Origin of the sequence: Marivita sp. (genome assembly GCF_022763305.1) — a bacterium.
Classification (GTDB): Bacteria; Pseudomonadota; Alphaproteobacteria; order Rhodobacterales; family Rhodobacteraceae; genus Marivita.
In genome coordinates this window covers 1-24,017 of record NZ_JALEGT010000119.1, presented here as the reverse complement: position 1 = coordinate 24,017, position 24,017 = coordinate 1, and the positions used below count along the sequence as shown (strand labels likewise).

At 61.8% G+C, this 24,017-nt stretch carries 24 protein-coding genes; 9 read left to right on the top strand and 15 right to left on the bottom strand.

Annotation, left to right across the window (positions count from 1 at the left end; translation table 11 throughout):
• Positions 1-65 precede the first annotated feature (65 nt).
• Positions 66-704 (bottom strand): cytochrome b/b6 domain-containing protein, encoded by a 639-nt coding sequence (locus MRY75_RS20030; RefSeq protein ID WP_292309745.1) that lies wholly within the window; start codon positions 702-704, stop codon positions 66-68.
• The gene (locus tag MRY75_RS20025; protein ID WP_292309744.1) at positions 704-1,033 is read right to left on the bottom strand and encodes a PepSY domain-containing protein; all 330 of its coding nucleotides are present in this window, start codon (positions 1,031-1,033) and stop codon (positions 704-706) included. Before MRY75_RS20025 ends, MRY75_RS20030 begins: the two co-directional genes overlap by 1 nt.
• A 127-nt stretch (positions 1,034-1,160) precedes the next feature.
• On the opposite strand from MRY75_RS20025, the gene MRY75_RS20020 reads away from it, so the two are divergent.
• Genes MRY75_RS20020 through MRY75_RS20010 form a run of 3 tightly spaced genes read left to right on the top strand, consistent with a single transcriptional unit; the run spans position 1,161 to position 3,482 of the window.
• Entirely contained in the window at positions 1,161-1,466 is a 306-nt protein-coding gene (locus tag MRY75_RS20020; RefSeq protein WP_292309743.1) for a PepSY domain-containing protein, read from the top strand.
• 1 nt (position 1,467) lies between these two features.
• On the top strand, positions 1,468-2,127 hold the full coding sequence (locus MRY75_RS20015) for a response regulator transcription factor (protein WP_292309742.1): 660 nt from the start codon (positions 1,468-1,470) through the stop codon (positions 2,125-2,127).
• The gene (locus MRY75_RS20010) at positions 2,124-3,482 is read left to right on the top strand and encodes a HAMP domain-containing sensor histidine kinase (RefSeq protein ID WP_292309741.1); all 1,359 of its coding nucleotides are present in this window, start codon (positions 2,124-2,126) and stop codon (positions 3,480-3,482) included. The genes MRY75_RS20015 and MRY75_RS20010 overlap by 4 nt, the downstream gene beginning before the upstream one ends.
• Before the next feature lie 76 nt (positions 3,483-3,558).
• Here the strand turns inward: MRY75_RS20010 and MRY75_RS20005 are convergent, their stop codons facing one another.
• Positions 3,559-5,064, bottom strand: coding sequence for a fumarate hydratase (locus tag MRY75_RS20005; RefSeq protein ID WP_292309740.1), 1,506 nt, complete (start codon positions 5,062-5,064; stop codon positions 3,559-3,561).
• 331 nt (positions 5,065-5,395) lie between these two features.
• Between MRY75_RS20005 and MRY75_RS20000 the strand changes: the two genes are divergently transcribed.
• Positions 5,396-5,968 (top strand): protocatechuate 3,4-dioxygenase, encoded by a 573-nt coding sequence (locus MRY75_RS20000; protein ID WP_292309739.1) that lies wholly within the window; start codon positions 5,396-5,398, stop codon positions 5,966-5,968.
• A gap of 118 nt (positions 5,969-6,086) precedes the next feature.
• Here MRY75_RS20000 and MRY75_RS19995 read toward each other — a convergent pair whose 3' ends face one another.
• Positions 6,087-6,467 carry a helix-turn-helix domain-containing protein gene (locus MRY75_RS19995; RefSeq protein WP_292309738.1) on the bottom strand — a complete coding sequence of 127 codons (381 nt, stop codon included), beginning with the start codon at positions 6,465-6,467 and terminating at the stop codon, positions 6,087-6,089.
• 85 nt (positions 6,468-6,552) lie between these two features.
• Between MRY75_RS19995 and MRY75_RS19990 the strand changes: the two genes are divergently transcribed.
• Positions 6,553-7,401 (top strand): SDR family oxidoreductase, encoded by an 849-nt coding sequence (locus MRY75_RS19990; protein ID WP_292309737.1) that lies wholly within the window; start codon positions 6,553-6,555, stop codon positions 7,399-7,401.
• A gap of 257 nt (positions 7,402-7,658) precedes the next feature.
• A complete protein-coding gene (locus MRY75_RS19985; protein WP_292309736.1) occupies positions 7,659-8,174 on the top strand; it encodes a winged helix DNA-binding protein in 516 nt (171 codons plus the stop codon).
• Positions 8,175-8,189: 15 nt separating this feature from the next.
• Here MRY75_RS19985 and MRY75_RS19980 read toward each other — a convergent pair whose 3' ends face one another.
• The 3 genes from MRY75_RS19980 to MRY75_RS19970 all read right to left on the bottom strand — a co-directional run bounded on the left by MRY75_RS19980 (position 8,190) and on the right by MRY75_RS19970 (position 11,050).
• The gene (locus tag MRY75_RS19980; RefSeq protein WP_292309735.1) at positions 8,190-9,491 is read right to left on the bottom strand and encodes a TRAP transporter large permease subunit; all 1,302 of its coding nucleotides are present in this window, start codon (positions 9,489-9,491) and stop codon (positions 8,190-8,192) included.
• A gap of 1 nt (position 9,492) precedes the next feature.
• Positions 9,493-10,017, bottom strand: coding sequence for a TRAP transporter small permease subunit (locus tag MRY75_RS19975; RefSeq protein WP_292309734.1), 525 nt, complete (start codon positions 10,015-10,017; stop codon positions 9,493-9,495).
• Positions 10,018-10,123: 106 nt separating this feature from the next.
• A complete protein-coding gene (locus tag MRY75_RS19970) occupies positions 10,124-11,050 on the bottom strand; it encodes a TRAP transporter substrate-binding protein (protein ID WP_366934963.1) in 927 nt (308 codons plus the stop codon).
• Here MRY75_RS19970 and MRY75_RS21990 point away from each other — a divergent pair.
• Positions 10,942-11,238: a zinc ribbon domain-containing protein gene (locus tag MRY75_RS21990; RefSeq protein WP_366934962.1), complete on the top strand. Its 297-nt coding sequence runs from the start codon at positions 10,942-10,944 to the stop codon at positions 11,236-11,238. The genes MRY75_RS19970 and MRY75_RS21990 overlap by 109 nt on opposite strands.
• Positions 11,198-14,827 (top strand): hydantoinase B/oxoprolinase family protein, encoded by a 3,630-nt coding sequence (locus MRY75_RS19965; protein ID WP_292309732.1) that lies wholly within the window; start codon positions 11,198-11,200, stop codon positions 14,825-14,827. Before MRY75_RS21990 ends, MRY75_RS19965 begins: the two co-directional genes overlap by 41 nt.
• 156 nt (positions 14,828-14,983) lie before the next feature.
• Here the strand turns inward: MRY75_RS19965 and MRY75_RS19960 are convergent, their stop codons facing one another.
• The 8 genes from MRY75_RS19960 to MRY75_RS19925 form a co-directional block, all read right to left on the bottom strand.
• The gene (locus MRY75_RS19960; RefSeq protein ID WP_292309731.1) at positions 14,984-15,697 is read right to left on the bottom strand and encodes a DUF1868 domain-containing protein; all 714 of its coding nucleotides are present in this window, start codon (positions 15,695-15,697) and stop codon (positions 14,984-14,986) included.
• The gene (locus MRY75_RS19955) at positions 15,684-16,940 is read right to left on the bottom strand and encodes an MFS transporter (protein ID WP_292309730.1); all 1,257 of its coding nucleotides are present in this window, start codon (positions 16,938-16,940) and stop codon (positions 15,684-15,686) included. Before MRY75_RS19955 ends, MRY75_RS19960 begins: the two co-directional genes overlap by 14 nt.
• Before the next feature lie 7 nt (positions 16,941-16,947).
• Positions 16,948-17,814 carry an endonuclease/exonuclease/phosphatase family protein gene (locus MRY75_RS19950; RefSeq protein WP_292309729.1) on the bottom strand — a complete coding sequence of 289 codons (867 nt, stop codon included), beginning with the start codon at positions 17,812-17,814 and terminating at the stop codon, positions 16,948-16,950.
• Entirely contained in the window at positions 17,811-18,923 is a 1,113-nt protein-coding gene (gene ugpC / locus MRY75_RS19945) for a sn-glycerol-3-phosphate ABC transporter ATP-binding protein UgpC (protein ID WP_292309728.1), read from the bottom strand. The genes MRY75_RS19950 and ugpC overlap by 4 nt, the downstream gene beginning before the upstream one ends.
• A 9-nt stretch (positions 18,924-18,932) precedes the next feature.
• On the bottom strand, positions 18,933-19,949 hold the full coding sequence (locus MRY75_RS19940) for an ABC transporter permease subunit (protein WP_366934961.1): 1,017 nt from the start codon (positions 19,947-19,949) through the stop codon (positions 18,933-18,935).
• Positions 19,946-20,827, bottom strand: a complete 882-nt coding sequence (locus MRY75_RS19935; protein WP_292309727.1) for a carbohydrate ABC transporter permease — start codon at positions 20,825-20,827, stop codon at positions 19,946-19,948. The genes MRY75_RS19940 and MRY75_RS19935 overlap by 4 nt, the downstream gene beginning before the upstream one ends.
• Before the next feature lie 86 nt (positions 20,828-20,913).
• Positions 20,914-22,248: an extracellular solute-binding protein gene (locus MRY75_RS19930; protein ID WP_292309726.1), complete on the bottom strand. Its 1,335-nt coding sequence runs from the start codon at positions 22,246-22,248 to the stop codon at positions 20,914-20,916.
• Positions 22,249-22,453: 205 nt separating this feature from the next.
• On the bottom strand, positions 22,454-23,248 hold the full coding sequence (locus MRY75_RS19925) for a metallophosphoesterase (protein ID WP_292309725.1): 795 nt from the start codon (positions 23,246-23,248) through the stop codon (positions 22,454-22,456).
• Between the two features lie 245 nt (positions 23,249-23,493).
• Between MRY75_RS19925 and MRY75_RS19920 the strand changes: the two genes are divergently transcribed.
• A complete protein-coding gene (locus MRY75_RS19920; protein ID WP_292309724.1) occupies positions 23,494-23,946 on the top strand; it encodes a DUF4214 domain-containing protein in 453 nt (150 codons plus the stop codon).
• The last annotated feature ends 71 nt before the right edge of the window (positions 23,947-24,017 follow it).

Below are 24,017 nucleotides of genomic sequence, written 5' to 3'. Positions count from 1 at the left end.
CCGGATTGCTGGGGCCGTTGCGCAGGTCTGCCGCCGCGCCCTTGGTCGGGCCCGGCGGCATTGGGTCATTCAGCGCGTCGCTTGAGGCCCGTGATCATTGATCGTGCAAGGTTTTCGCCATGCGCACGACTTGCCCAGAGCACGCCCGCAAGGTGCAGGAACACCAGCAGCAGGGTCGCGTTGGCGGCAAATTCGTGGATTTCCTCGAAGGCTTCTCCGCCTTCGCCGTGGCCACCGCTAATATAGTCGTCATCGTCGTCTTCTTCCGCCATCCAGGCGGGCAGGGATTGCGCCGTGACGATGCCGGCCAGCGGGCCCTGGCCTTCCTCGACCGCCAGATTGGCCATGCCCGACAGCGCCGTCAGCGTCAGCGCAAAGAGCAGAGCGACCGTCATCGCGCCACCTGCGGGGCTGTGTCCGACATGCCGCTCCGCGCGACCCGAGATGAGGTCGCGTAGATAGGTCAGGACGCGGCCCGGTCCGGTCACGAAATCCGAGAACCGCGCGCGGCGTGGGCCGACAAAGCCCCAAAGGATGCGGATCGCCACCGTAACGGCGATGGCATAGCCGGCGAAACTGTGGAGCCATTGCGGTTCGCCTTCGGTCAGGTAGGCGGTGGCGAAAGCCGCCACCAGCACCCAATGGCCGATCCGGATCAGGGGGTCCCAGACCCGGATCATGGCCGTATCAGAGGCGTCTGCCATCAGTCGTCGTCCCGTTCGTACCGGTCGTCGTCATCGCGGTCACGGCGGTCGTCGTCGTCACGATAGGGCAGGACGGCGCCTGTTGCGGGATCGAGATAGGCCTCGACCTTCATGCCATTGCTGTCGATCATGTCGACATCGTAGCGACCGCGCTCCAGTTCGATTTCGATCACGGTGTAGCCCTGCTCTTCGAGCATCGTGGCGATCTGGGAAACGCTCATGCGCTGGGGTTGCGGGGTCTGAGTGCCCGTCTGCTGCGCGTTGGCGCCAAGGGCGAACATGCCGACAGCGGTTGCGAGAGCTGCGGTGAACAGAATGGTGCGTTTCATGGTCCTTCTCCTTTTTCGAGGCAGCCGACCTGGCCGCCGATGACCCCTTTTGCACCGACTCGCCTGACGCTGGACTGACCCTGATTGTCAGCTTGCTGTCAGGTTGCCCAAGGTAGAGACTGGGCCCATGACACGCCACGCGCTCTTCTTTATCCTTGCTCTTGCTGCTGCGCCCGCTTTTGCGGATCGCGACGATCACGACCGTGCACGCCATGCACTCGAGGCTGGCGAGATCCTGCCACTGTCAGAGATTCTTGCCGCAGCAACGGCGGTGCGTCCGGGGCGCGTGATCGAGATCGATCTCGAACGCGACGACGGGCGCTGGGTGTACGAACTGGAGCTTGTGTCTCCGCAAGGACGGCTCTACGAGATGGAAATCGATGCCGCCTCCGGTACGGTGCTCGAGGTCGAACACGAAGAGGACGACGACTGACATGCGCGCGCTGGCCGTCGAGGACGATCCCAGGATTGCCGCTGATCTGCAGGCGGCGCTGACGGCGGCGGGATTCCGTGTCGAAATGACGGGTGACGGTGAGGACGCCTGGTTCCTAGGGGACACCGAAGACTACGATCTCGTGGTGCTCGATCTCGGGTTGCCATCCCTTGATGGTCTTGCCGTTCTCAAGCGCTGGCGGGCGAATGGCCGGACCATGCCGGTGCTTGTCCTGACCGCGCGCGGGACATGGCAGGAACGGGTGGAAGGCATCGAGGCCGGAGCCGACGATTACCTGCCCAAGCCGTTCCGGATGGAGGAGCTGATCGCGCGCGCCCGCGCTTTGGTGCGCCGTGCCGGAGGTCATGCGGCGGCGTTGCAGGAGGCGGGCGAGTTGAGCCTCGACACCAACCGCATGGGGGTCGCCATCCGGGGTGTGCCGGTACAGGTCACGGCGCTGGAATACCGGTTGCTGGCCTATCTCATGCAGCATCGTGACCGGCCCGTGCCACCGACCGAATTGCTGGAACATCTGTACGGCGATGATGACGCGCGCGAGGCCAATGCACTGGAAGCGGTCATCGCGCGGTTGCGCCGCAAACTGGGGCCGGGCGTGATCGGCACGCGGCGCGGCTTTGGTTATTTCCTGGAGGCGGCATGAGCCTGCGCCTCCGCCTCGCGCTGGCGGGTGCGGTGGCGATCCTTGTTGCGCTGGGCCTTGCGGCGCTGGGGCTGGCGACACTTTTTGCGGCACATGTCGAACGCAGGGCCGTGGCAGAGATGAGCGTCCAGCTGGATCAGGTTCTGGCCGGGCTGGAACGGGGACCGGATGGTCTGAGCCTTGCACGCCCTCCTGCAGACCCGAGGTTTTCCCAACCCTATGGCGGCCTCTACTGGCAGATCGAAGAGGGGGGTGCCATTCAGAGATCCCGCTCGCTTTGGGACACGGTGCTGGACTTGCCAGCCGACACATTGGGGGACGGGGCGGTCCATGTGCACCACCTGCCGGGTCCGGAAGGGGCAAATCTTCTCGTGCTCGAAAGGTCCAGTATCCTGCCGGCGCGGCTCGGGGGCGGGGCCGTACGTGCGGCGGTCGGGATGAATGCCTCTGAACTCGACGCAGCCCGGCGGAACTTCATGGCGGACCTCGCCCCATATCTCGGCCTTTTGGCGCTGGCTCTGATCACCGCGGGCTGGGCACAGCTCTCTGTTGGTTTGCGACCTCTGCGCGATCTTGGCGCGCGGATTGCGGCCCTGCGCACTGGTCGGGCCATGCGGATGGGCGAGGATTGGCCCGTCGAACTGCGCCCGGTCGCGGCAGAGATCGACGATCTGCTGACCGCGCGCGATGCCGAAACCGAGCGCGCCCGTGCCCGCGCGGCAGACCTTGCACACGGGCTCAAGACGCCGTTGCAGGCGCTCATGGGCGAGGCAGCCCGTCTGCGCGGTGAAGGGGCCACCGAACAGGCCGAGGGGATCGAGGACACCGCCCGTGCGATGCGTCGCACCGTCGACCGGGAATTGGCCCGCGCCCGGACCGCGACCCGCGCCGTCGATGCGCAGGCCGACCCCGCTCTTGTGGCCGACAGGCTGATCGCCGTGCTGCGGCGCACGCCCGATGGGGCGGAACTGGATTGGCGGCAGGGGATTGCACCGGGTCTGTCGGTCGCTCTGCACGAAGCCGATCTTGCAGAAGCCTTGGGCGCATTGGCAGAAAATGCCGCGCGGCACGCAAAAAGCACGGTCGCGATCTCGGCCCAGACAGACGGGTCACACTTGCTTCTGAGTGTTGCGGATGATGGCGACGGCATCCCCGAAACGCGGCGCGCGGCCCTGATGCAACGCCACGCGCGCGCCGATGAAACAGGTACGGGGCTTGGCCTTTCCATCGCGACGGATATCGCGCAGGCGGCAGGGGGGGATCTGATGCTGACCAGCGCAGAGCCGGGATTGCGGGCAACGCTGCGCTTGCCTCTTGTTCAGCAGCCGGCCCGCGCCTCGGTATCGAAACCTTGATCTGCTTGATGGTCTGAGGCGCGGACGGGCGTCCTGTTGAAGGATCGCCCGTCCGCAGTTTTTTCGGATGTGTGCGTCAGGCCAAAATCGGCACGCGCTTCCATGCCGCGGGACCGGTCTTGTGGATGGAATTCCCGGCCGTATCCACGGCGACTGTCACCGGCATGTCTTCGACCTTCAATTCGTAGATCGCCTCCATCCCCAGATCGGCAAAGGCCACGGGCTTGGCGGCCTTGATGGCTTTCGACACGAGATAGGCTGCGCCCCCCACAGCGATGAGATATGCCGCCTTGTGCTTGGCGATCGCTTCGAGCGCGACCGGGCCGCGTTCGGCTTTGCCGATCATCAGCTTGAGACCCGTTTCGCCCAGGATGCGGTCGGTGAACTTGTCCATCCGGGTCGAGGTTGTGGGACCTGCCGGACCGATGGCCTCGTCGCCCACGGCATCCACGGGGCCCACATAGTAGATCGCCCGGCCCTTGAGATCGACTGGCAGCGGCTCCCCGCGGTCCAGCATGTCGATCATGCGTTTGTGCGCGGCGTCGCGACCCGTGTAGAGCGTGCCCGACAGCAGCAGCGTCTGACCGGGTTCGAGCGAGGCGATCACCTCGTCGGTCAGCGCGTCCAGATCAATGCGCCGCGCCTGAGCGCTGGCCTGATCGAGCAGGATCTCCGGCCAGTCGGCCAGATCGGGCGGTGTGAACTCCGCCGGACCGGACCCGTCGAGCGTGAAATGTACGTGGCGGGTCGCTGCGCAATTGGGGATCAGGCCGACCGGCAATGACGCGGCATGGGTCGGGAAGGACCGGATCTTGACGTCAAGAACGGTTGTCACGCCACCCAGACCCTGCGCGCCGATGCCAAGGGCGTTCACGCGCTCGGCGATTTCCAGCCGCAGTTCCTCGGTGCGGTTGGACGGGCCGCGACGCTGCAGCTCGTGCAGGTCGATGGGATCGGACAGGGCCGCCTTTGCCAGCGCCATCGCCCGGTCCGCATTGCCGCCGATGCCGATGCCCAGGATACCGGGCGGGCACCAGCCCGCGCCCAGCGTTTCCACGGTATCGACCACCCAGTCGGCCACGTTGCCGGACGGGTTCAGCGTGGTGAACTTGGCCTTGTTCTCGGAGCCACCACCCTTGGCCGCAACCTCGACTTCGATTGTATCGCCCGCGACCATCTCGACGGTGAGCATGCAGGGGGTGTTGTCCCCTGAGTTCTTGCGGTCGCCGAAGGGATCGACGACGACGGATGCGCGCAGCGGGTTGGTGTCGCGCAGGTAACCCAAACGGGTGCCTTCGTCACAGATATCCTGCAGGGAGCGTTTGAAATCGGTGCGGGCTTCGACGCCGTACTTGATGTGGATGTTGGCGGCACCCGTGTCCTGGCAGATCGGGCGGCGTCCCAGCGCGCACATGCGGCTGTTGACCAGAATCTGCGCCATGGCCTGTTTCGCGCCGGGGTTTTCCTCGCGCTCCCACGCGTCCGACATGGCGCGGATGAAATCGGGCGGATGGTAATAGGAGATGTATTGCAGCGCCTCGGCAATGGAGGCGATCAGATCGTCTTCGCGGATCAGGGTCATGTCAGGTCTCTTGGCTACGGCGGCTCTCGTCGATGCGCCTAACATCGCGGTATTCCGCGACCACGACAACCTCTCCCTTGCAGCGGGGCGGCTGCAGAAGCGCGGCGGATTCGCGCGCCTGCCGAGGGTCTTTCGGGCATGAGCGGAGTTTTGCAGTCTTGAATTCTCCCGCGACGGAAACGCTCTAGGTCTTCGTGCAAGCTACGAGGGATGATGCCCAGTCGGGCCAAAACCTCATGCAGTGGCGTATGTGGTGCCTCGGAAATGGCCGGGCGTTTGAATGGAGACATGCATGTCGAATACCACCAACAGACGGACGTTCTTTACCTGGATGACGAGCACATTTGCGGCCCTGACTGCCGGACGTGCGGCGGCCGCCATTGAAACCCCGAGCGCAATGGAGGGCCCATATTATCCGGACCCTTCGATGCGGTTCGCGGATGTGGACAACGATCTTGTTCGGATCGCTGGTCAGGTAAAAGACGCCGGCGGTGAAATCATCACCTTGTCCGGGCGCGTGCTTGATGAGGCAGGTGGCCCGCGGGTCGGGTACAGGGTTGAAATCTGGCAATGCGACGTGAACGGCCGGTACATGCATCCGCGAGACCGAAATACGGCACCTCAGGACATGGCCTTTCAAGGTTTTGGACATGACATTACGGGCGGTGGTGGCGAATACCGGTTCAGGACGATCAAACCGGTCTCCTATCCGGGGCGCACACCGCATATCCATGTCAAAATCTTCGACGCTGCGGGGCAAGAGGTCCTGACGACGCAATTCTACCTCTCGGGTCATCCCGAGAACCAGAGGGATCGGCTCTTTCGCGCCATGAGCGAGGCCGAGGCACATGCCGTGTCGATGCGCTTCGAGGGAGACCAAACCGTGCTGGATGTCATTGTTTGACGGAGGGTGCAGGCCGCGTTTTCCAAACCTGTCTTGTGAATGCTGCGGCTCTGGCATCGGTGCATGGATCGCATCCTCCGGCGATGCAAGGACGGCGGTGCAGGCCGGCGCATGGTTATCACTTGCGGTCAAGCAACTCCTGTGCGCAGGGCAAATCCGGCAACGTCTTTTCCAGCCACAGGGCCAGCCCCTTGAGGTGACCGGCCAATTCCATCCCGTGCTCTGTCAGCGAGTATTCGACATGCGGTGGCACGACGTCAAAGCTGCGGCGTGCGACAAATCCATCGGCTTCGAGCGTCTTGAGCGTTTGAGACAGCATCTTTTCACTGACCCCGCCGATGCGGCGTCGCAAGCTGCTGAACCGCATGGTTTCGCTGTGCAGTGCCAGCATCACGAAGATACCCCACTTGCTGGTCACGTCATTCAGCAGGCGACGGGAGGGGCACATTTCGCTCATCACGTCGGGGGCGAAGTCCAACTCGGGTTTCAAAAAGTTCATTCTTACTTTTTGGTGCGTACTTACTTAAAGATAGCTTAGGTTCTACATCGCTTCTCGTCAATGAAACCGACAAGGAGCCTTCCACATGACAATCGCCATTTCCGGGGCAAGCGGCCAACTCGGTCGTATCGCTGTCCAAGCTTTGAAATCCCACGTCGATGCCGGGTCGATCATCGCTCTCGCACGGGACACCGCCAAGGTGGCCGATCTGGGTGTCGAAACCCGCGCGTTCGATTACACGAAACCCGAAACCCTGCAGGTGGCGCTGCTTGGTGTCGATGTTCTGGCGTTGGTCTCGTCTTCGGATTTTGCGGACCGCGTCGGGCAGCATGAAAACGTGATCACGGCGGCACAGGCTGCTGGTGTCGGTCGGATCATCTATACCTCGATCTTGAAGGCAGATCAAAGCCCGCTGCTGATCGCGCGGGATCATCGCAAGACCGAAGAGATCCTGACGAATTCGGGGATCACTTACACAATTCTGCGCAATCCGTGGTACTTTGAGAACTGGACGGCGTCTTTGCCGATCGCCGTCGAACAGGGCGCGATGATCGGTGCGACCGGGGATGGAAAGACAACTCCGGCCACCCGGCAGGACCTTGGCGAGGCGCTGGCGGCGGTTGCGGCCGGAAATGGCCACGACAACATGATCTATGAGCTGGGCGCAGATACAGCCATCACGTTGAACGACATGGCGGCCGCGCTATCGCGCCACGTCGGCAGGGCGATCCCATACAACGACCTGCCAAAGGACAGCTATGCAGGCATTCTGGCCAGTGTCGGGCTGCCCGAGGGATTTGCGGCTGTGATTGCAGATGCCGAAGCGGGCATTCCGGAGGGGTGGCTGAGCACCGACAGTGGTGACCTGTCGCGCCTAATCGGTCGGCCCACCACGACGCTGGACGCCGCTGTCGCAGAGGCCCTGCAAAACTGATGCTCTCACCGGACCGCCATGTCTTGTGCGGTCCGGTGGTTTTCTGGAACGCGTTGGACCCCTGCCGCCGTGCCGGCCGACATGGACACGCGTCAGATCTGTTGCGCCCGGTTCGGGACGCAGACGACCGCCGGAACGGTCGGGACAGCAAGTGGACCCAGCAGTAAAATCTCCACCACATCTTGCATCAACGCTGTTTGCACTGTGCATCGCCGCAGTATAACAATAGGATGTCGGTAAATCGCAGGTAAAATGCCATGACAGATCAGACGCGGCGCAAGATTGTTTCTTCCCGTCACCTTGCCGAAGGTGAAGGCTGGGAAGCGTCCGAGTTCGAATTCGGGTTGATCATCGCATTCAACGCGTTCTCACGGTGGATGGTCAAATGTATGGCAGCCGCCGGCCATACGGAGATGAGCCCTCTCGAAATTCTTGTCCTGCACAATGTGAACCATCGCGGACGGGACAAACGGCTGAGCGATGTCTGTTTCCTGCTCAATATCGACGACACGCACACCGTGAATTATGCGCTCCGTAAGCTGTCGAAAGCGGGACTGATCGAGTCCGAAAAGCGCGGCAAGGAAGTGTTCTACCGAACATCGGAGACCGGGGAAAAGCTCTGCGATGCGTACCGCATTGTGCGCGAAAGGTGCCTGCTGGATGGGCTGGGTCGCATGGACATCACAGGCGAGGATCTGAGCAACATGGGTGCAAGTCTGCGGGCCTTGTCCGGCCAGTATGATCAGGCAAGCCGGGCTGCGTCGTCGTTGTAACGCAGCCCGTGATGGTCAGCGGTTCATGGCTTCCGGCAGGTAGGTGACGATGCCGGGGAAGATCGTGATCAACACGACGGCCAGCAGCAACAGGAAGAAGAACGGCAATGCCGCCTTGGCAATGCGAAGGACATCGATCCCGGTCAATCCTTGAATGACGAAGAGGTTGAAGCCCACAGGTGGTGTGATCTGGCTCATCTCGACAACCAGCACGAGGTAGATGCCGAACCAGATCGGGTCGATCCCGACCGCCATGACCATCGGCATGATGATCGAGGTGGTCAGCACGACAACCGAGATCCCGTCGAGGAAAAGCCCCAGCACGATGAAGAAGATGGTCAGGACCGCCAGAAGGACATAGGGCGACAGGCCCATCTCTCCGATCCAGGCTGCAAGATTGCGGGGCAGGCCGGTAAAGCCCATCGCCACGGCAAGGAATGCGGCGCCCAGCAGGATGAACGCGATCATGCAGGAGGTGCGGGTCGCCGAAAGAAGCGCGTCGAGAAAGTCGCGCATCGTGAAGGTGCCGGACAGGGCCGCGAGCAGGATCGACAGCAAGACGCCAAGCGCGGCCGCGTCCGTGGGCGAGGCCATTCCGGTGTAGATCGCGCCAATGACACCAGTGATCAGCAGCGCAACCGGGATCAGGCCACGCGCCTCCCACAGCTTTTCGCGCAGGCTCATCCGCGTGGTCTCGACCGGGATCAGATCGGGGTTCATCCACGCTCGGAGCGCGACGTAAGCCCCGAACAGCGTGACCAGCATCGCGCCCGGGATCAGGCCAGCCACGAAAAGCCGCGCAATCGACTGTTCGGTCGCCACGCCGTAGACGATCAGAATGATCGAGGGGGGGATCAGAAGACCAAGCGTGGCCGATCCGGCAAGGGTGCCGATGATGAGGCCCTCGGGGTATCCTCGGGACTTCAATTCGGGAATGGACATCTTGCCGATGGTGGCCGCCGTCGCGGCTGACGATCCCGACACCGCTGCGAAAATCGCGCAGCCCAGAACGTTCACATGCAAGAGTCGGCCCGGTAGTCCGCCCAGCCACGGTGCAAGCCCGTTGAACATGTCCTTGCTCAGCCGGGATCGGAGCAGGACTTCGCCCATGAGGATAAAGAGGGGCAGGGCGGTCAAGGACCAGGAATGGCTGTGGCCCCAGAAGGTGACCGCCATGTTCAACCCCACGGAGGAGTTGGAAAAGAAGGCCAAGGCAAAGGCCGCGACGCCGGTCAGAGCCAGGGCAATCCAGAGGCCCCCGGCGAGAAGGACGAAAAGCAGCGCAAGCAGGATCAGGCCAACGAGCGGATCGGGCATCTCATGCCTCCTCGGATGCGGCGATCACCGGTTCGCCCTGGATGATGGTCTGGACAAGGCTGTCGATCACCGCGACGCACAGCAGGCTCATGCCAACGCCCATTGCCGATTGCGGGATCCACAGGGGGATCGGAATGGTTCCGCTCGACACATCTCCGAAATGGATGCTCTCGGCGATCAGAACCCAGATATAGTAGACGGCGAAGCCGGTCAGGAACGCGGCGACGGCGAGCGCGGCGATCTCGGCCCAGAGGCGGGCCTTTGAGGGCAGTCGGCTTGTGATCAGCGACACCTTGATGTGACCGCCGCTGCGGAAGGTGTAAGGCATCGCCAGAAACGTGGCCGCCGCGAGCATGAAGCCCGAGAAATCCGCATAAGATGGGATCGTGGAGGGCAGGGGCAGTCCGCCGACCCGTGTAGCGACATTCAGAAAGATTTGAGCACTGATCAGGATGGCGATGGCAAGAATGGTGAACGCCGACAGCCATGCCGCTCCGAGATAGATCCGATCCAAGATAACCCGCATGGTGCCTCCTTGGGAAAAGCGAGCCCGGCGCTCTTGGCGAGAGAGAACCAGCGCCGGGCCCGTCTTGGCAAGAGTATGCAGGCCGGGAAGACCTGCGATGCCCGGTTTACTGCCCCTGATAGGTTGTCAGGATGGAAAGTGCCGCCTCTGAGGCGTTCGCCTTCCAATTCTCCAGCATCTGCGCCCCGATCTCCTGCAAACCTGCGGTCAGTTCTGCACTGGGCTCGACGATCACCATGCCGTTGTCCGCGAGCACTTTGGTCTGTGCATCCGCTTCGGCGGCGGACATCTCCCAGCCGCGCGCCTCTGCAGCCTCTGCGGCGGACATGACGGCGGCCTGAACATCCTCGGGCAGGCGGCGGAAGGCGCGTTCATTCACGACGACGATGTTCTTGGGCACCCAGGCATTGATGGGGGTGTAGTGGGTGACAAAGTCCCATGCCGTGGAGTTCACGCCTGTGGAGGGCGAGGTCACCATCGCCTCGACCTGTCCGGTGGCAAAGGCCTGCGGGATGTCCGGTGCTTCGACCTGAACCGGGGCTGCCTTGGCGAGCGTGGCAAACTCTTCGAGAGCCGCGTTGTACGAACGGAACCGCAGACCTGCGAGATCGTCCACAGTTGCGATTTCGCCGTTGGTATACAGGCCTTGCGCCGGCCATGGCACCGAGAAGAGGGGCATCAGGCCCTGCGCCGACAGCAGTTCGGTGATCACCGGTTCCTGCGCAGCCCAAAGGCGGGCCGCGTCGTCATAGCTTGTTGCGACGAAGGGCTGGCTGTCGATGCCGAAGGCTGCGTCATCGTTGACGAGGAGCGACAGGAAGAACTCCCCGATCGGAACCTGTCCGGAACGCACCACGTTGCGGATTTCGCCATGTGGAAACAGCGAACCGCCCGAATGCACGGTGATCTCGAGTGCACCGTCGGTTGCCGCGGCGATCTCGTCTGCGAATTGGGCGATGTTCTGCGTGTGGAACGTCGCATCCCCGTAGGGTGTCGGCATGTCCCATGTATCGGCCTGCGCTGCGGACGTCACGCCCAAGGCGAGCGCCGATACGATTGCGAAATGTTTCATTGGTAACTCCTCTGTTGGATGACCCGGTTTTTGCATCCGGATACATAACGTTGACAAATTGTCAGCGTTTTGACCATAAGGCAACACCTTTGTTCTTGGGAGACAGCAATGATGACCGAACGGGATGCCAAGTGGGACTTCTGGATTGATCGTGGCGGCACCTTTACCGACATCGTCGCCCGTTCCCCTGAAGGTGCGCTTAGAAGCCACAAGATTCTTTCCGAAAAACCAGAGTCTTACAAAGATGCGGCGGTGCAGGGCATTCGCGATATTCTGGGGCTGACGCCAAGCGATCCAATTCCTGCCAACGCGATCCGGGCGGTCAAGATGGGCACTACCGTTGCCACCAATGCGCTGCTCGAACGGAAGGGAGAACGGACATTTCTTCTCATCACGCGCGGTTTCAAAGACCTTCTGCGAATCGGATACCAGAACCGGCCTGATCTTTTCGCGCTCGATATCCGACTGCCCGATCTGCTCTATGCGGACGTGGCAGAGATCGACGAAAGACTGGATGCCGAGGGTCGTGTCGTTACACCTCTGGACCTCGTTCAGGCGCGCGAGGCGCTCTGCCGCGCCTATGGTCAGGGGTATCGGTCTGTCGCCATTGCGCTGCTGCACGGCTATCGAAACCCCGAGCACGAGACGAAGCTTGGCGAGATGGCGAGACAGCAGGGCTTTACGCAGGTTTCGCTCAGCCATCAGACAAGTGCGCTCATCAAGCTGGTCTCGCGCGGTGACACCACGGTTGCCGATGCCTACCTGACCCCGATCCTGAAGCGATATGTCACTCAGGTGCGCGACGCGCTTGGGCCCGGAACGGTCGATCGGTTGATGTTCATGCAGTCGAATGGCGGCCTGACGGATGCCGACATGTTCCATGGCCGGGACTCGATCCTTTCCGGTCCGGCAGGCGGAGTTGTGGGCATGGTCGGGACGGCCAACAAAGACGGGTTCGACCGGCTGATCGGGTTCGATATGGGAGGCACGTCGACGGATGTGTGCCACTACGCAGGCGAATTCGAGCGCAGTTTCGAGACAGAAGTCGCCGGGGTGCGGATGCGCGCCCCGATGATGTCGATCCACACCGTCGCGGCAGGTGGGGGATCGATACTGTCTTTCCGGGATGGCCGATTGCAGGTTGGCCCCGAGAGCGCGGGCGCCGATCCGGGGCCTGCCTGCTACCGGCGCGGCGGTCCTCTGACCGTCACCGACTGCAATGTCGTCCTTGGCAAGCTGCAACCCGAGACTTTCCCGCGCGTCTTCGGCCCCAAGAGCGATGCGCCCCTAGATGCCGACACGCCCCGCGCCCTGTTCGAACAGCTGTCGCAAGACATTGCTGATCAGACCGGCGATGCGCCCATGACCGTTGAAGCCCTTGCAGAGGGGTTCCTGCGGATTGCCGTCGACAACATGGCAAATGCCATCAAGGAAATCAGCGTTGCACGCGGTTATGACGTGACGCGGTACACGCTCAACTGCTTCGGCGGTGCAGGCGGGCAACATGCCTGCCTTGTCGCGGATGCCTTGGGCATGACATCGGTCTATCTGCATCCCTATGCCGGGGTACTTTCCGCACTCGGCATGGGCCTTGCCGATATCGTGTCCATGCGGGAACGGCAGTTGAACCTGCCCATCACCGATCTTTCCGGGATTGAGGCCGCGGCACAGGAGCTGGCCCGGCATGCGCGCCACGATGTCCGGGCTCAGGGTGTCGACGAAGCCGACATCGCGGTGCAGACGCGCGTGTTTCTGCGCATGTCCGCCTCGCAGACGACATTGCCTGTGCCGCTCGCCGGGTCCGACCATATGGTCGCGGCGTTCCGGGATGCACATCAGACCGAATTTGGGTTCCGGCCCGACGGAGACGACATCATCGCAGAGATGATCTCGGTCGAGGCCATTGGCGCATCCGGCGCAGACGCACATCTGCACGTTGCAGAACCGCAGGACAGCCAGCACGGCGAAGCCAGAATGTGGTCGGGGGGCGCGCGACAGACCGTTGCGACCCATGACCGAACCAGAATGGGCAAGGGGACCAAGGTAACGGGACCTGCGGTGATCAACGAGCCCACCGGAACCACCGTCGTCGAGCAGGGCTGGCAGGCCACCTGTCTTGACGGTGGAGCGCTGGTCTTGCGGCGCATCGAGCCGCTGGTCCGCGATGAGGCCATCGGAACCTCTGTTGATCCCATCATGCTGGAGGTTTTCAACAACCTGTTCATGTCAATTGCGGAACAGATGGGCGCGACCTTGGCCAAAACGGCGGCGTCTGTGAACATCCGCGAACGGCTCGATTTCTCTTGTGCCATTTTCAATGCGCACGGCGATCTGGTGGCGAACGCGCCGCATGTCCCGGTGCACCTGGGGTCCATGAGTGCGAGCGTCCGGTCCATTCTGCGCGAGAATGCCGGACAGATCCGGCCCGGTGACGTGTTCATGATGAACGATCCGTTCAACGGTGGGACACATCTGCCGGACGTGACGGTGGTGACGCCCGTCTTCGACAGGGATGGACACGACATCGAGTTCCTTGTCGCGTCGCGGGGGCACCACGCGGATATCGGCGGCAAGACACCAGGGTCAGCCCCTCCGGACAGCGCGCATATCGACGAGGAGGGCATCCTGATCCGGAACTTCAAGCTTGTCTCCGGGGGACGCCTGCGCAACGCCGAAGCGCGGGCTCTGTTGGGTTCCGGTCGTTACCCCTGCCGCAACATCGCGCACAACATGGCCGATCTGACAGCCCAGATCGCGGCCAATGCCAAGGGCGCTTCGGAACTGCGCAAGGCGGTGGACCAGTTCGGCGCTGATGTCGTGCAGGCCTACATGCAGCACGTCCAGGACAATGCCGAGGAATCCGTGCGTCGTGTCATCGACGTGTTGGAGGACAGCCGTTTCACCTATCCGCTCGACAGTGGCGCAAAGATCGAGGTCGCGATTTCCGTGGATCGTGGCGATCGGAGTGCGACAATCGACTTCACGGGCACCAGCCCGCAGGATGCGCTGAACTACAACGCGCCGCTGGCGATCTGCCATGCCGTGGTGCTCTATGTGTTCCGGACTTTGGTCGGCAGCGATATTCCGATGAACGAGGGCTGCCTCAAGCCAATTCGCATCGTCTCGCCCGAAGGCAGCTTCATCAATCCCACCTATCCCGCCGCGGTGATCTCGGGCAACACCGAGGTCAGCCAGGCCATTGCAGATGCAATTTACGGCGCGCTTGGTGTTGTTGCCGGCAGCCAGGGGACGATGAACAATTTCGTCTACGGCAATGACGAGATTCAGAATTACGAAACCATTTGCGGTGGGACGGGGGCGGGACCGGGCTTTGACGGGTGCTCGGCGGTGCACAGCCACATGACCAACACGCGCATGACCGATCCCGAAGTGCTCGAACAGCGCTTTCCCGTCCGCGTCCGGGAATTTTCGATCCGTCGCGGATCCGGGGGCAGGGGCGCGCAGTCCGGCGGCGACGGGATCATCCGGTCACTGGAATTCCTGTCACCCATGACGGTGACGGTCCTGTCGTCCCACCGAAAGACCTGCGCCTTCGGGGTGAACGGCGGCGCGCCCGGCCTGCCGGGGGAAAACCTCGTTGCGCGCAGGAATGGAACGGTTGAGCGGCTACACGGTAACGACCGGCGCGAAATGTCACCGGGGGATGTCTTCATCATCAAGACCCCCGGCGGCGGCGGCTATGGCGCCAGCGCAGATCGCAGGGAAGCGGCAGAGTGAGCCACGCCCGATACGGGCTGGCTACGACCATGTTGATGCCCGGTCGCAGAAACCTGTGCTTGGCCGCTCGCAAGCGGCCAGCGCTTTCTTCGGTGCGAATGACATCGTCCGCAGCCTCGCGGAGTGCGGGCTGTGATTGTGTCAAAGGCGTCGCACCTAGTCGATCCAGTGCTGCCTGTCGAAGTGATGCATCGTTTCGAAGGTGCAGAATTCGACGGGCCCAAGCACGATGCGGGGGACCCGTTGAACCAACTCAGCGCCGACTTCCTGCGAGAGCGCGATGATCGAGTGGGCTTCTTCTGTCGAAAACCAGCGCAGATTGTAGGCCAGTGTAATGTGGAAGTTGTAGGCATCATGGTCCGGGCGCACCAGATTGGTTGCCGCCTGCAACTGGTCCCGGGTCAGGCGGAGCAAGGCCTCCTCGCTCTTGTCGGCGCCTGTCATGCGAACGCTGAAGCCGCCAAAAATTCCGGTTGGGCGGGCGACCACCGTGCGGGACAGGCCAATGTCGCGCAGGCGCGTCGCGAAATCCGCGGTCACTCTGTCCAAGGGCGCGTCTGTGGGAAGGTGCCCCGGCCAGCGGTCTTGGGTTCGGCTGTAGTCAATGACGCCTTCGAAGATCGTCATGTGAAAACTTTCGTGCGGCAGGAACGTGAACCCACTGGCAAACGGGCCGGCCTTGAGCCTGTTCTGTGCCTCGACCAGTGCGGCAAATGCATCGGAGTTGGGGTCCACATGGCAAATCGTCGTGTTGCCACGGCATGTCAGCGGCTGACCATCCGGCGTGAACTTGAGCCCGACAGCAGCGGGGAGTTGGCTCTCCGTCAAAGCTCCGGTCAGGTAGGCGAAAGCACGGTCACGATCGGTCATGGTTCTGATCTCTTGGTTTGAGAATGAACAAAGCCAGTCCGCCGGTGGCCAGCAGTCCGGCAAGGGCAAAACTGATGCCCGTGGTCATCAGGCTTGTTGCCTCTGCTGTGATGCCGAACAGAAACGCGCCAAGCGCCGGGCCGACCCGGAAGATGATGGTGTAGAGGCTGAGAATCCGCCCAAGCCGGTCCTGCGGTGCCTCCAGCTGGACATAGGCCAGTGCTGCGATGTTCGACGACGACATGGTCGCGCCGTGCAGCAGCAGAACAGCGAGTGCCAGCCAGAAGACGGATGTGACCGCGAAGACAAGCAGGGAGAGCGCGAAAACGGCTGATGTGGTCAGGATCTGCACCAACGCGGCGCGTCCGTCCTGCGCTTTGGACATCAGAAGCGCCCCCAGGATCGCACCGATCCCAAGCGCGGCATTCAAGAGGCCCAGCCCAACTTCGCCCCGTCCAAAGGCCACCTCGGAATAGGCGGGGAACAATTCGCTGGCTGGTCGGATCAAGAGCCCCTGCGCCAGTTGCAGCATCAGAACGCCGAGAATGAGCGGCGCGTGCAGCAGGTCGCGCAGGACGCCTGCCATGTTGACGGGCTGGGTCGACACCACACGGTCGGTCTGCGCCGGCACGTTCCGGATGCGGTAGAGTGCGATCGACAGGGCGAGGAAACCGATTGCCGAGACGGTGAAGACCAGTCCTGCAGAGCCGAGCACCAGCAAACCTGCGGCGAGGGCCGGGCCAAGAAACCGCGACAGGTTGAAGCCTGTGGAATTCACCGCAAGGGCTGAGGAGAGAAGTTTCGGTGGCGCAAGGTGTCGTGCCATCGACAATCGGGCAGGCAGCAGCACGCCGGATACCGCGCCCAGAACCGCCATCATGCCCGCCATCGCCCATGGGGTCAGGCCACCGCTGAAATAGAGAAGGGCCAAGGACACCGACACGGCGGCGCTGGCGATCTGTCCCCAATACATGATCCTCGGCGCCGCATGTCTGTCGGCAAGCGATCCACCCCACAGCGCCGTCAGCAGCGAGGGGAACAGTTCGGCAAAGGCCACTGTGCCCAGCCACGCCTCGGAGCCGGTCAGTTCCCATGTGACCCAGCCGACCGCGATGCGTTGCATCCAGAAGCCGGTGGTCATGATCAGGTTGCCCGCCTGGTAGGTGGCGAAGGCGGGTATGGCAAAGACGGCTTTGAAATCAGCGATGCGTGCGCGGACGGCTTCTAGCGGATGCGCACGCATCAGAGCCTCATAAATCGAGTGTCACGAAGATCGGCTGGTGATCGGAGCCTTGTGCATCGGTTCCGATCTCCATCGACTGGATCCTGTGTGCCAAATCCGTCGTGACGAAACAATGGTCGATGCGGCGCGGCCCCCGGCCTTCTTTGGGGATGGTGTCGCCGTCGCCTTCGGAATGGCCTGCCAATGTCCACGCATCGGCCAATCCGTGAGCGCGGATCGTGCGGCCGTGCATGTGGGACAGGTCGCCTACAACGCGGCTGTACTCACGGCTGTCGGGTTCGAAATTCATGTCCCCCATGATGATCGCGCGCATCGGTTGCGGCGGCATCGGGCGGTCGTTCCAATCGGGGTCTTTGACCACGCCACCTGCGCTTGCGCCACGTTCATGACCGCGCAGCAGCAGGTCGCACATATACTCGACCTGATCCCGCCGCGTGTCGGTCGAGACATGATCCAGATGCACCGAGCAGAACCGCAGCGGGCCTGAGGGCGCATCGATCACGCACTCCACCAGCGTGCGCTGCAGGTGGAATGTGTTGAGCAGCGCGATCTTTGGCAATGTATGGGTGATCGAGGACAGGATCGGCCAGCGGCAGAGCACCATGTTGCCGAACTGGCGGCGGCGGTGCACCGGCTTGCCGTCCACGATCTCGGATGCGTCAAGGTCGATGCCCGGACCGTAGACCCAGTGCATGTGGGGCAGGCGTGCTGCGATCTCTTCTGCCTGATGCACCATGCCGGATCGCGCGGTAAAGGTTTCCACCTCCTGCAGAGCAATGAGATCGGGGTCTCCGAGTTCGGATACGATGCGGGCAAGGTCGAACTGACCGTCCTTACCCTTGCCGTACTGGATGTTGTAGCTGGCGAGTTTCATTCCGCAGGCTCCATCTGACGTGCCCTCTGTTCTTCCATTTCGATCCGCACGCCGTCCCTCGCTGCAAACACGTGCAGTTTGCCAAGGTCCGCAATCACACCCACGGGATCACCATGCTTGAACCGGGGTTTGGCCGTGGAGAGAACGGTGAAGGGCACGTCTTCGATCATGAGGTGATACAGGCCCGAAGAACCGAGTTCTTCGTAAAAATCGAACCTGCCGGTCAGGTGTCCGGCACCGGGCACGCATAGTGTCAGGTCTTCGGGGCGAAGGCCCAGTTGAACCAGGGTGCCGGCGTGTCTGCGCGCAGCATCGCTCGCGATTTCGATCCGGCTGTCATCGGCCAGAAGAATGGCACCGTGGTCCGCAGAGACCTGACCCGAGAGGAAGTTCATTGCGGGCGATCCGATGAACCCGGCCACGTAGACGGTGGCGGGGCGGTTGTAGACTTCTTCCGGCGTGCCGACCTGATCGATCGTGCCCTTGTTCATGATGACCATTCGGTCAGCAAGCGTCATGCCTTCGTGCTGGTCATGGGTGACGAAGACCGAGGTGGCCTGAATGCGGTTGTGGATGCGGCGGATTTCGTGCCGCATCTGAACGCGCAGCTTTGCATCGAGGTTGGACAGCGGCTCGTCGAACAGGAACACCTTGGGTTCGCGGATGATGGCGCGGGCCATCGCGACGCGTTGGCGCTGTCCGCCCGACAATTGCCCCGGCTTGCGATCCATGAACTCTTCCAGCCCGACGGATTTCGCAACTGCGCGGACTTTCTCCAGCCGCTCAGGTTTCTTGATGCCCGCGACCTTGAGGGCATATCCGATGTTCTCGGCCACGGTCATGTGCGGGTAGAGCGCATAGTTCTGGAACACCATGGCGCAGCCGCGCTGGCGCGGTTCGAGGTCATTAACCACGGTGCCTGCGATGGCGATCTCGCCGCCCGAGATGTCTTCAAGCCCGGCGATCATGCGCAGAAGCGTGGACTTGCCGCAGCCGGACGGGCCGAGGATGACAACGAATTCTCCGTTTTGAACGGTGAGGTCGACGCCGTGGATCACTTCGTCCTTGCCATAGGATTTGCGGACTTGGCGGATGTCGATATTGGCCATGGGAAGGTCTCACTTATCGGTGTTGATCAGGCCGCGCACGAACCAGCGCTGCATGAAGATGACGACGATCACCGGGGGGATGGTCACGATGAGGGTGCCGGCCATGGCGATGTGCCAGTTGGGGATCGCGCCGCCGGTGGAATTGGTGTCAGGCACCAGCTTGCCCAGTTCGACCGCAACGACGCCGTAATTCGGGTCAGTGATGATCAGCAGCGGCCAGAGATACTGGTTCCAGCTGTAGACGAACATGATCGTGGCCAGGGCCGCGATATTGGTGCGTGATAGGGGAACCAGGATTTCGGCCAGAAATCTCAGCGGACCTGCGCCATCCATCTTGGCCGCTTCGACCAACTCGTCCGGGATGGTCAGAAAGAACTGACGATAGAGAAAGGTCCCGGTGGCCGTGGCGACCAGCGGTACGATCAGCCCAGTATATGAGTTCAGCATGTTCCATTCGAGCGCGACCTCGATCCCGGACACCGTCCGGATGAACCAGCTGATCCCGGTCCAGTCGAAGATGGTTTGGAAGGGCTGCAGCGCGTTCGCTGCCACCGCGTAGGTCGGCACGATCCGCACTTCGAGGGGCAGCATCAGTGTGATGAACACCATCCAGAAGATCGGCATGCGCAGCCGGTGGTCAAAGAACACGAGGCCGAAGGCGGTGATGCAGGCGATGAAGATCTTGCCCGACACGACACCGACCGCGACGATCAGCGAATTGACGAATTTCTGACCGAAATCGCGCGTGATCCAGGCCTCCCGGATGTTGTTCCAGAACTGGTCCCCGGGCAGCAGATGGGCGGGCTGCGCATTGACCTCCTGCAGCGACAGGGTCGCCGCGTTGAACACGAGGTACATCGGGAAAAGCAGGATGATCATGCCGGTGAGCAGGATCACATGCGTCATGATGTTGAGCAGCGGCGTGTTCTCGACCATGCCGGGCATCCGGCGCCGGCGCAGCGGATTGGTGATGCGCGCATCCGTGTCCCGGACGGCAGACGCGAGGGGAAGATCGGCCTGTGTCATGAGTAGTGCACCTTGCGTTCGATGTAGCGGAACTGGATGACGGTCAGCGCGATCACGAGGAACATCAGGATGATCGACTGTGCCGCAGCACCCGAGTAGTCGAGCCCCTGAAAGCCATCGACATAGATCTTGTAGACCATCAGGTTCGTCGCGCGGGCCGGGCCACCTGCCGTCATCGTGTCGACGATGCCGAAGCTGTCGGTGAAGCTGTCGGTGATGTTGATGACGAGGACGAAGAAAAAGGTGGGTGCCAGCAGAGGCAGTTGGATGTCCCGCATCCGGCGCAGCACGCTTGCTCCATCCATCGCGCCCGCCTCGATCAGAGAGCGGGGGATCGACTGCAGACCAGCGAGGAAGAAGATGAAATTATAAGCCACCTGCTTCCACGCCCCCGCAATGATCACCATGATCAGGGCATGGTTCCCGTTCAGGATCGGGTCCCAGAAGCCGGGGAAGGCCGCGTTGACGTAGGACATGATCCCGGCGGAGGGGTTGAAGATGAACCGGAACGCGAGCCCCACGGCAGGCGCCGCGACCGCGTAAGGCCAGATCGCGCCGATGCGGTAATACTTGTAGCCGCGCAGTTGACGATCCGCGAAAACGGCGAGGATGAGAGCCATGCCCATCGACAGGACCGTCGCACCGGCGGCGTAGATGATCGAGACCTTGATCGAGTCCCAGTAGCGACCGTCAGTCAGGATGGCGCGGAAATTCTCGAACCCGGCCCACTCATTGCCGCCGCCCCAAGGCTGTTCGAAGGTGAATGCCCAGTAAAGCGCCTGGCTGGTGGGCCAGTAGAAGAAGACGAAGATGATCAGAAGTTGCGGAGCCACGACCAGCGCGGCGATCCAGTTGTTCTTGAAATAGGCGCGACGCATGTTGTTCCCCCGTCAGGACACCTCCGCCCCGAATGCTTCGGGACGGAGCTTTGTCGGTGGCCCGCTTCGGGGCCGGATCGAAAAGATCAGGGCAGCTGCTTGCCGCGATATGTGCGCTCGAACCGGCGCAGAACCTCGTTCGAGCGTTCCACGGCCGTGTCCAGGGCCTCTTGCATCGTCTTCTGACCGGCAAGCGCCGCTTCGACTTCGGCGGTCCATTCGCCGCGGGCCTGGATGAAGCCACCCAGACGGATGCCACGGGTCAGCGGCGTTGGGTCGGTATAGGTCAGAGACTTCATTGCGACTTCGCGGCCTTTGTAGGGCGGGTTGTCGTAGAAGCCTTCGGCGGTCAGCTGATCGAAGGCCGCCTTGGTCACCGGAATGTAGCCGGTGTTGGAGACCCAGAACTTTTCGCTTTCCGGAGTTGCAAGGAACTTCAGGTATTCGGCAGCGCCGCGATACTCATCTTCCGACTTGCCGGAGAGAACCCAGAGCGACGCGCCACCCACCACGGTGTTCGTGCGCTCAAAGCCCTCATAGACCGGGATCATTGCGACGTCCCAGTTCAGACCGTCGACAGCCGAAGCGTGCACCGTGGCGTGCGATGCAATGGAGCCGAAATAGATCGAACACTGGTTCTGTGCGAAGGCGTCGCGCGAGTTTATCCCACCCTGGCTTGTCTTGATTTCAAGCAGGCCTTCATCAAGCCAGCGCTTGACGTCTTCCATGTATTTGACGTGCTGGGTCGTGTTGTAGACGTATTCCGCGTCCAGACCGTCATAGCCATTGTTCCGGGAGGCAACCGGGATACCGTGTGCCATCGAGAACTGCTCGAGGTCGACCCATGTCGACGGGGCATAGCCGTAGTTGCACTTCTCCGGCTGGGCCGCTTCAAGCGCGCGCAGCGCCTCTTCGAAGGCTTCCCATGTGGCAGGAGGGGTGTCGATGCCCGCAGCAGCGAAATCGTCGACATTGTAGTACATGACCGGTGTTGACGAGTTGAACGGCATCGAGAACAGCTCGCCATTGGAGGCGGCATAGTAGTTCGAAATGCCGGGGAAATAGTTGTCCCAGTCGATGTCGATGTTGAAATCGGCCATCATCTTCTGCACGGGGTAGAACTCGCCCGACATCATCAGGTCGGCGGTGCCGGCATCGTAGGCCTGAACGATGGTCGGGTGCTTGCCCGCGCGGAAGGCGGCGATGGTGTTCTGAACGGCGGTGGCATAGCCGTCCTGACCGACGCAGGTGATTTCGTAAGTAGTCTGGCTTTGGTTGAAACGGTCGCAGGTCTGCTGGACGACATCGCCCAGATAGCCACCAAGGCCGTACCAGTATTCGAAGGTGATCTTGTCCTGCGCGGACGCGGCACCGCCAAGGGCAGCTGCGACGGCAAAGACGCTGATGAAGGTGGATTTCATGATTGTCCCCATTGAGAAATCTGTGTCGCGCTCCCGGCGCACGGGGGACTGGTACGGTCGGGTCACGACGGTCTGTTGACGGTTCGGTGAAGCTTCTTGAAACCTTTGGACTCTGAATCGAGACAGTTGTGATTCAAATCCGTGACGCCTGTCGCATCGGCCGAACTCCGGCCCTCGTCAGTCGAGGAGAGGGCCGGATCATCGCTCAGCCGAGGACGGCATTACCGTCCAGATAATTGTCGAAGTGCACAAGAGTCTGGGTTTCGTCGCCCAGAACGACCGCCATCTGCGCCGGCCCCCAGAGTCGGTCGACCTTGGCATCGGCCTGGAGCGGGACCGTCACGTTGTAGTGGTTGCCCGCAAGCGTGGTGAAGGGGATGCCATGCCAAAGGCCGCAGGAGGTGAAATGCACATGGCCCGCGATCACCTGCCGAACATCCTTGTGGGTCTTCAGAACCTGCACAAACCTGTCGCCGTTCTCGAGAATGATCCGGTCGACCCGAACGTGCAAAGGATTGGCATGGTGATGCAGCACGACAGCAACCGGTCCGTCATGCTCCGCCAGCCGCGCCTCCAGCCAGTCCAACTGGCGCGGCGAAAGGTGCCCGCCATGGGTGTGGTCATCGCCCTCGACGACACTGTCGAGCAGGATCACGCGGTAGCCTTTGGCATCGACCACCTTGTCGACACATCCTGTCTCGGCGCGCAGATCCGCGCCAAAGACGGACAGGAAGCTGTCGCGATTGTCGTGATTGCCGATGGTGATGTGGCAGGGCACGGAGATCTGCTCCACCAGCGCCTTGAGGCGGTGGTACGGATCGACCGCGCCTTTGAAGCCGATATCCGCCAAGTCTCCGGCCAGAACACAGAAATCCGCATCCGAATGTCGTGTGTTGATCCACTCCACCGCCTTCTGCATCCGCAGATGCGTGTCGAGGCCATGAGATGTGTCGTTTTCGTCGACCAGATGCAGGTCGCTCAGGACAAGAAACTTGAGCATGGGTATTTCCTTGAGAAGTGCAAAGGGATGTCAGCCTGAAAGCGTGACGCGTGAGGCGCCTAACAAGGCGTTGCGAAGGCCGCGTGATGGTGACGCAAAAGTTTTGCGAAATCGGGACGGGGGCAGACGGTCGAGCCGCGCGGGGACCGGGCGCACGGGCATCAAACTGTTCTGCGACAGCGGTTTGCGCTTCTCAAAGGCAAGACGGCCATGTCATTGTTTAATCGGCTATCGAGAGGACCCAAATGCTCAGCGTCGAAGAAATTATTGCGAGATATTACGTCGGTTACTACAACCGGGCACCCGATCCCGAAGGCTTTGACTTCTGGGTGACGGCCTACGAGAACGGTGTGTCCACCCTCGAGATCGCAACCTTCTTTTCCGATCAGGATGAGACACGCGCGCTCTATCCCTATTTTTCCGATCCCGCGGGCAACTCGCCCGAGCAGTTCATCACGTCGATTTACAACAACCTTTTCAACCGGGAACCTGACGCAGCGGGCCTTGCGTTCTGGATCGAGGCACTGACCAGCGGGAACGTCAACACCGGTCAGATGATCGAAGAGATCATTGGCGGCGCACGGACGAACCCGGATCTGGCCGTTGTTCAGAACAAGGTCGCGAGTGCTTTGTATTGGGAAGATCAGGCGAACAATTTCAGCGGTTTTCCTTATGATATACCCGTCCTCCTGAATTGACCTGACTTTTTGTTAGGCCGATTCACTCTGCCACATGTTGAACAGGGCAGCGGCTGGTACTGTTTGATTAT

Coding starts and splice junctions, on each gene's coding strand:
- MRY75_RS20030 (WP_292309745.1), bottom strand. CDS start 704: ATGGCAGACGCCTCTGATACGGCCATGATCCGGGTCTGGGACCCCCTG.
- MRY75_RS20025 (WP_292309744.1), bottom strand. CDS start 1,033: ATGAAACGCACCATTCTGTTCACCGCAGCTCTCGCAACCGCTGTCGGC.
- MRY75_RS20020 (WP_292309743.1), top strand. CDS start 1,161: ATGACACGCCACGCGCTCTTCTTTATCCTTGCTCTTGCTGCTGCGCCC.
- MRY75_RS20015 (WP_292309742.1), top strand. CDS start 1,468: ATGCGCGCGCTGGCCGTCGAGGACGATCCCAGGATTGCCGCTGATCTG.
- MRY75_RS20010 (WP_292309741.1), top strand. CDS start 2,124: ATGAGCCTGCGCCTCCGCCTCGCGCTGGCGGGTGCGGTGGCGATCCTT.
- MRY75_RS20005 (WP_292309740.1), bottom strand. CDS start 5,064: ATGACCCTGATCCGCGAAGACGATCTGATCGCCTCCATTGCCGAGGCG.
- MRY75_RS20000 (WP_292309739.1), top strand. CDS start 5,396: ATGACGAGCACATTTGCGGCCCTGACTGCCGGACGTGCGGCGGCCGCC.
- MRY75_RS19995 (WP_292309738.1), bottom strand. CDS start 6,467: ATGAACTTTTTGAAACCCGAGTTGGACTTCGCCCCCGACGTGATGAGC.
- MRY75_RS19990 (WP_292309737.1), top strand. CDS start 6,553: ATGACAATCGCCATTTCCGGGGCAAGCGGCCAACTCGGTCGTATCGCT.
- MRY75_RS19985 (WP_292309736.1), top strand. CDS start 7,659: ATGACAGATCAGACGCGGCGCAAGATTGTTTCTTCCCGTCACCTTGCC.
- MRY75_RS19980 (WP_292309735.1), bottom strand. CDS start 9,491: ATGCCCGATCCGCTCGTTGGCCTGATCCTGCTTGCGCTGCTTTTCGTC.
- MRY75_RS19975 (WP_292309734.1), bottom strand. CDS start 10,017: ATGCGGGTTATCTTGGATCGGATCTATCTCGGAGCGGCATGGCTGTCG.
- MRY75_RS19965 (WP_292309732.1), top strand. CDS start 11,198: ATGATGACCGAACGGGATGCCAAGTGGGACTTCTGGATTGATCGTGGC.
- MRY75_RS19960 (WP_292309731.1), bottom strand. CDS start 15,697: ATGACCGATCGTGACCGTGCTTTCGCCTACCTGACCGGAGCTTTGACG.
- MRY75_RS19955 (WP_292309730.1), bottom strand. CDS start 16,940: ATGCGTGCGCATCCGCTAGAAGCCGTCCGCGCACGCATCGCTGATTTC.
- MRY75_RS19950 (WP_292309729.1), bottom strand. CDS start 17,814: ATGAAACTCGCCAGCTACAACATCCAGTACGGCAAGGGTAAGGACGGT.
- ugpC (WP_292309728.1), bottom strand. CDS start 18,923: ATGGCCAATATCGACATCCGCCAAGTCCGCAAATCCTATGGCAAGGAC.
- MRY75_RS19940 (WP_366934961.1), bottom strand. CDS start 19,949: ATGACACAGGCCGATCTTCCCCTCGCGTCTGCCGTCCGGGACACGGAT.
- MRY75_RS19935 (WP_292309727.1), bottom strand. CDS start 20,827: ATGCGTCGCGCCTATTTCAAGAACAACTGGATCGCCGCGCTGGTCGTG.
- MRY75_RS19930 (WP_292309726.1), bottom strand. CDS start 22,248: ATGAAATCCACCTTCATCAGCGTCTTTGCCGTCGCAGCTGCCCTTGGC.
- MRY75_RS19925 (WP_292309725.1), bottom strand. CDS start 23,248: ATGCTCAAGTTTCTTGTCCTGAGCGACCTGCATCTGGTCGACGAAAAC.
- MRY75_RS19920 (WP_292309724.1), top strand. CDS start 23,494: ATGCTCAGCGTCGAAGAAATTATTGCGAGATATTACGTCGGTTACTAC.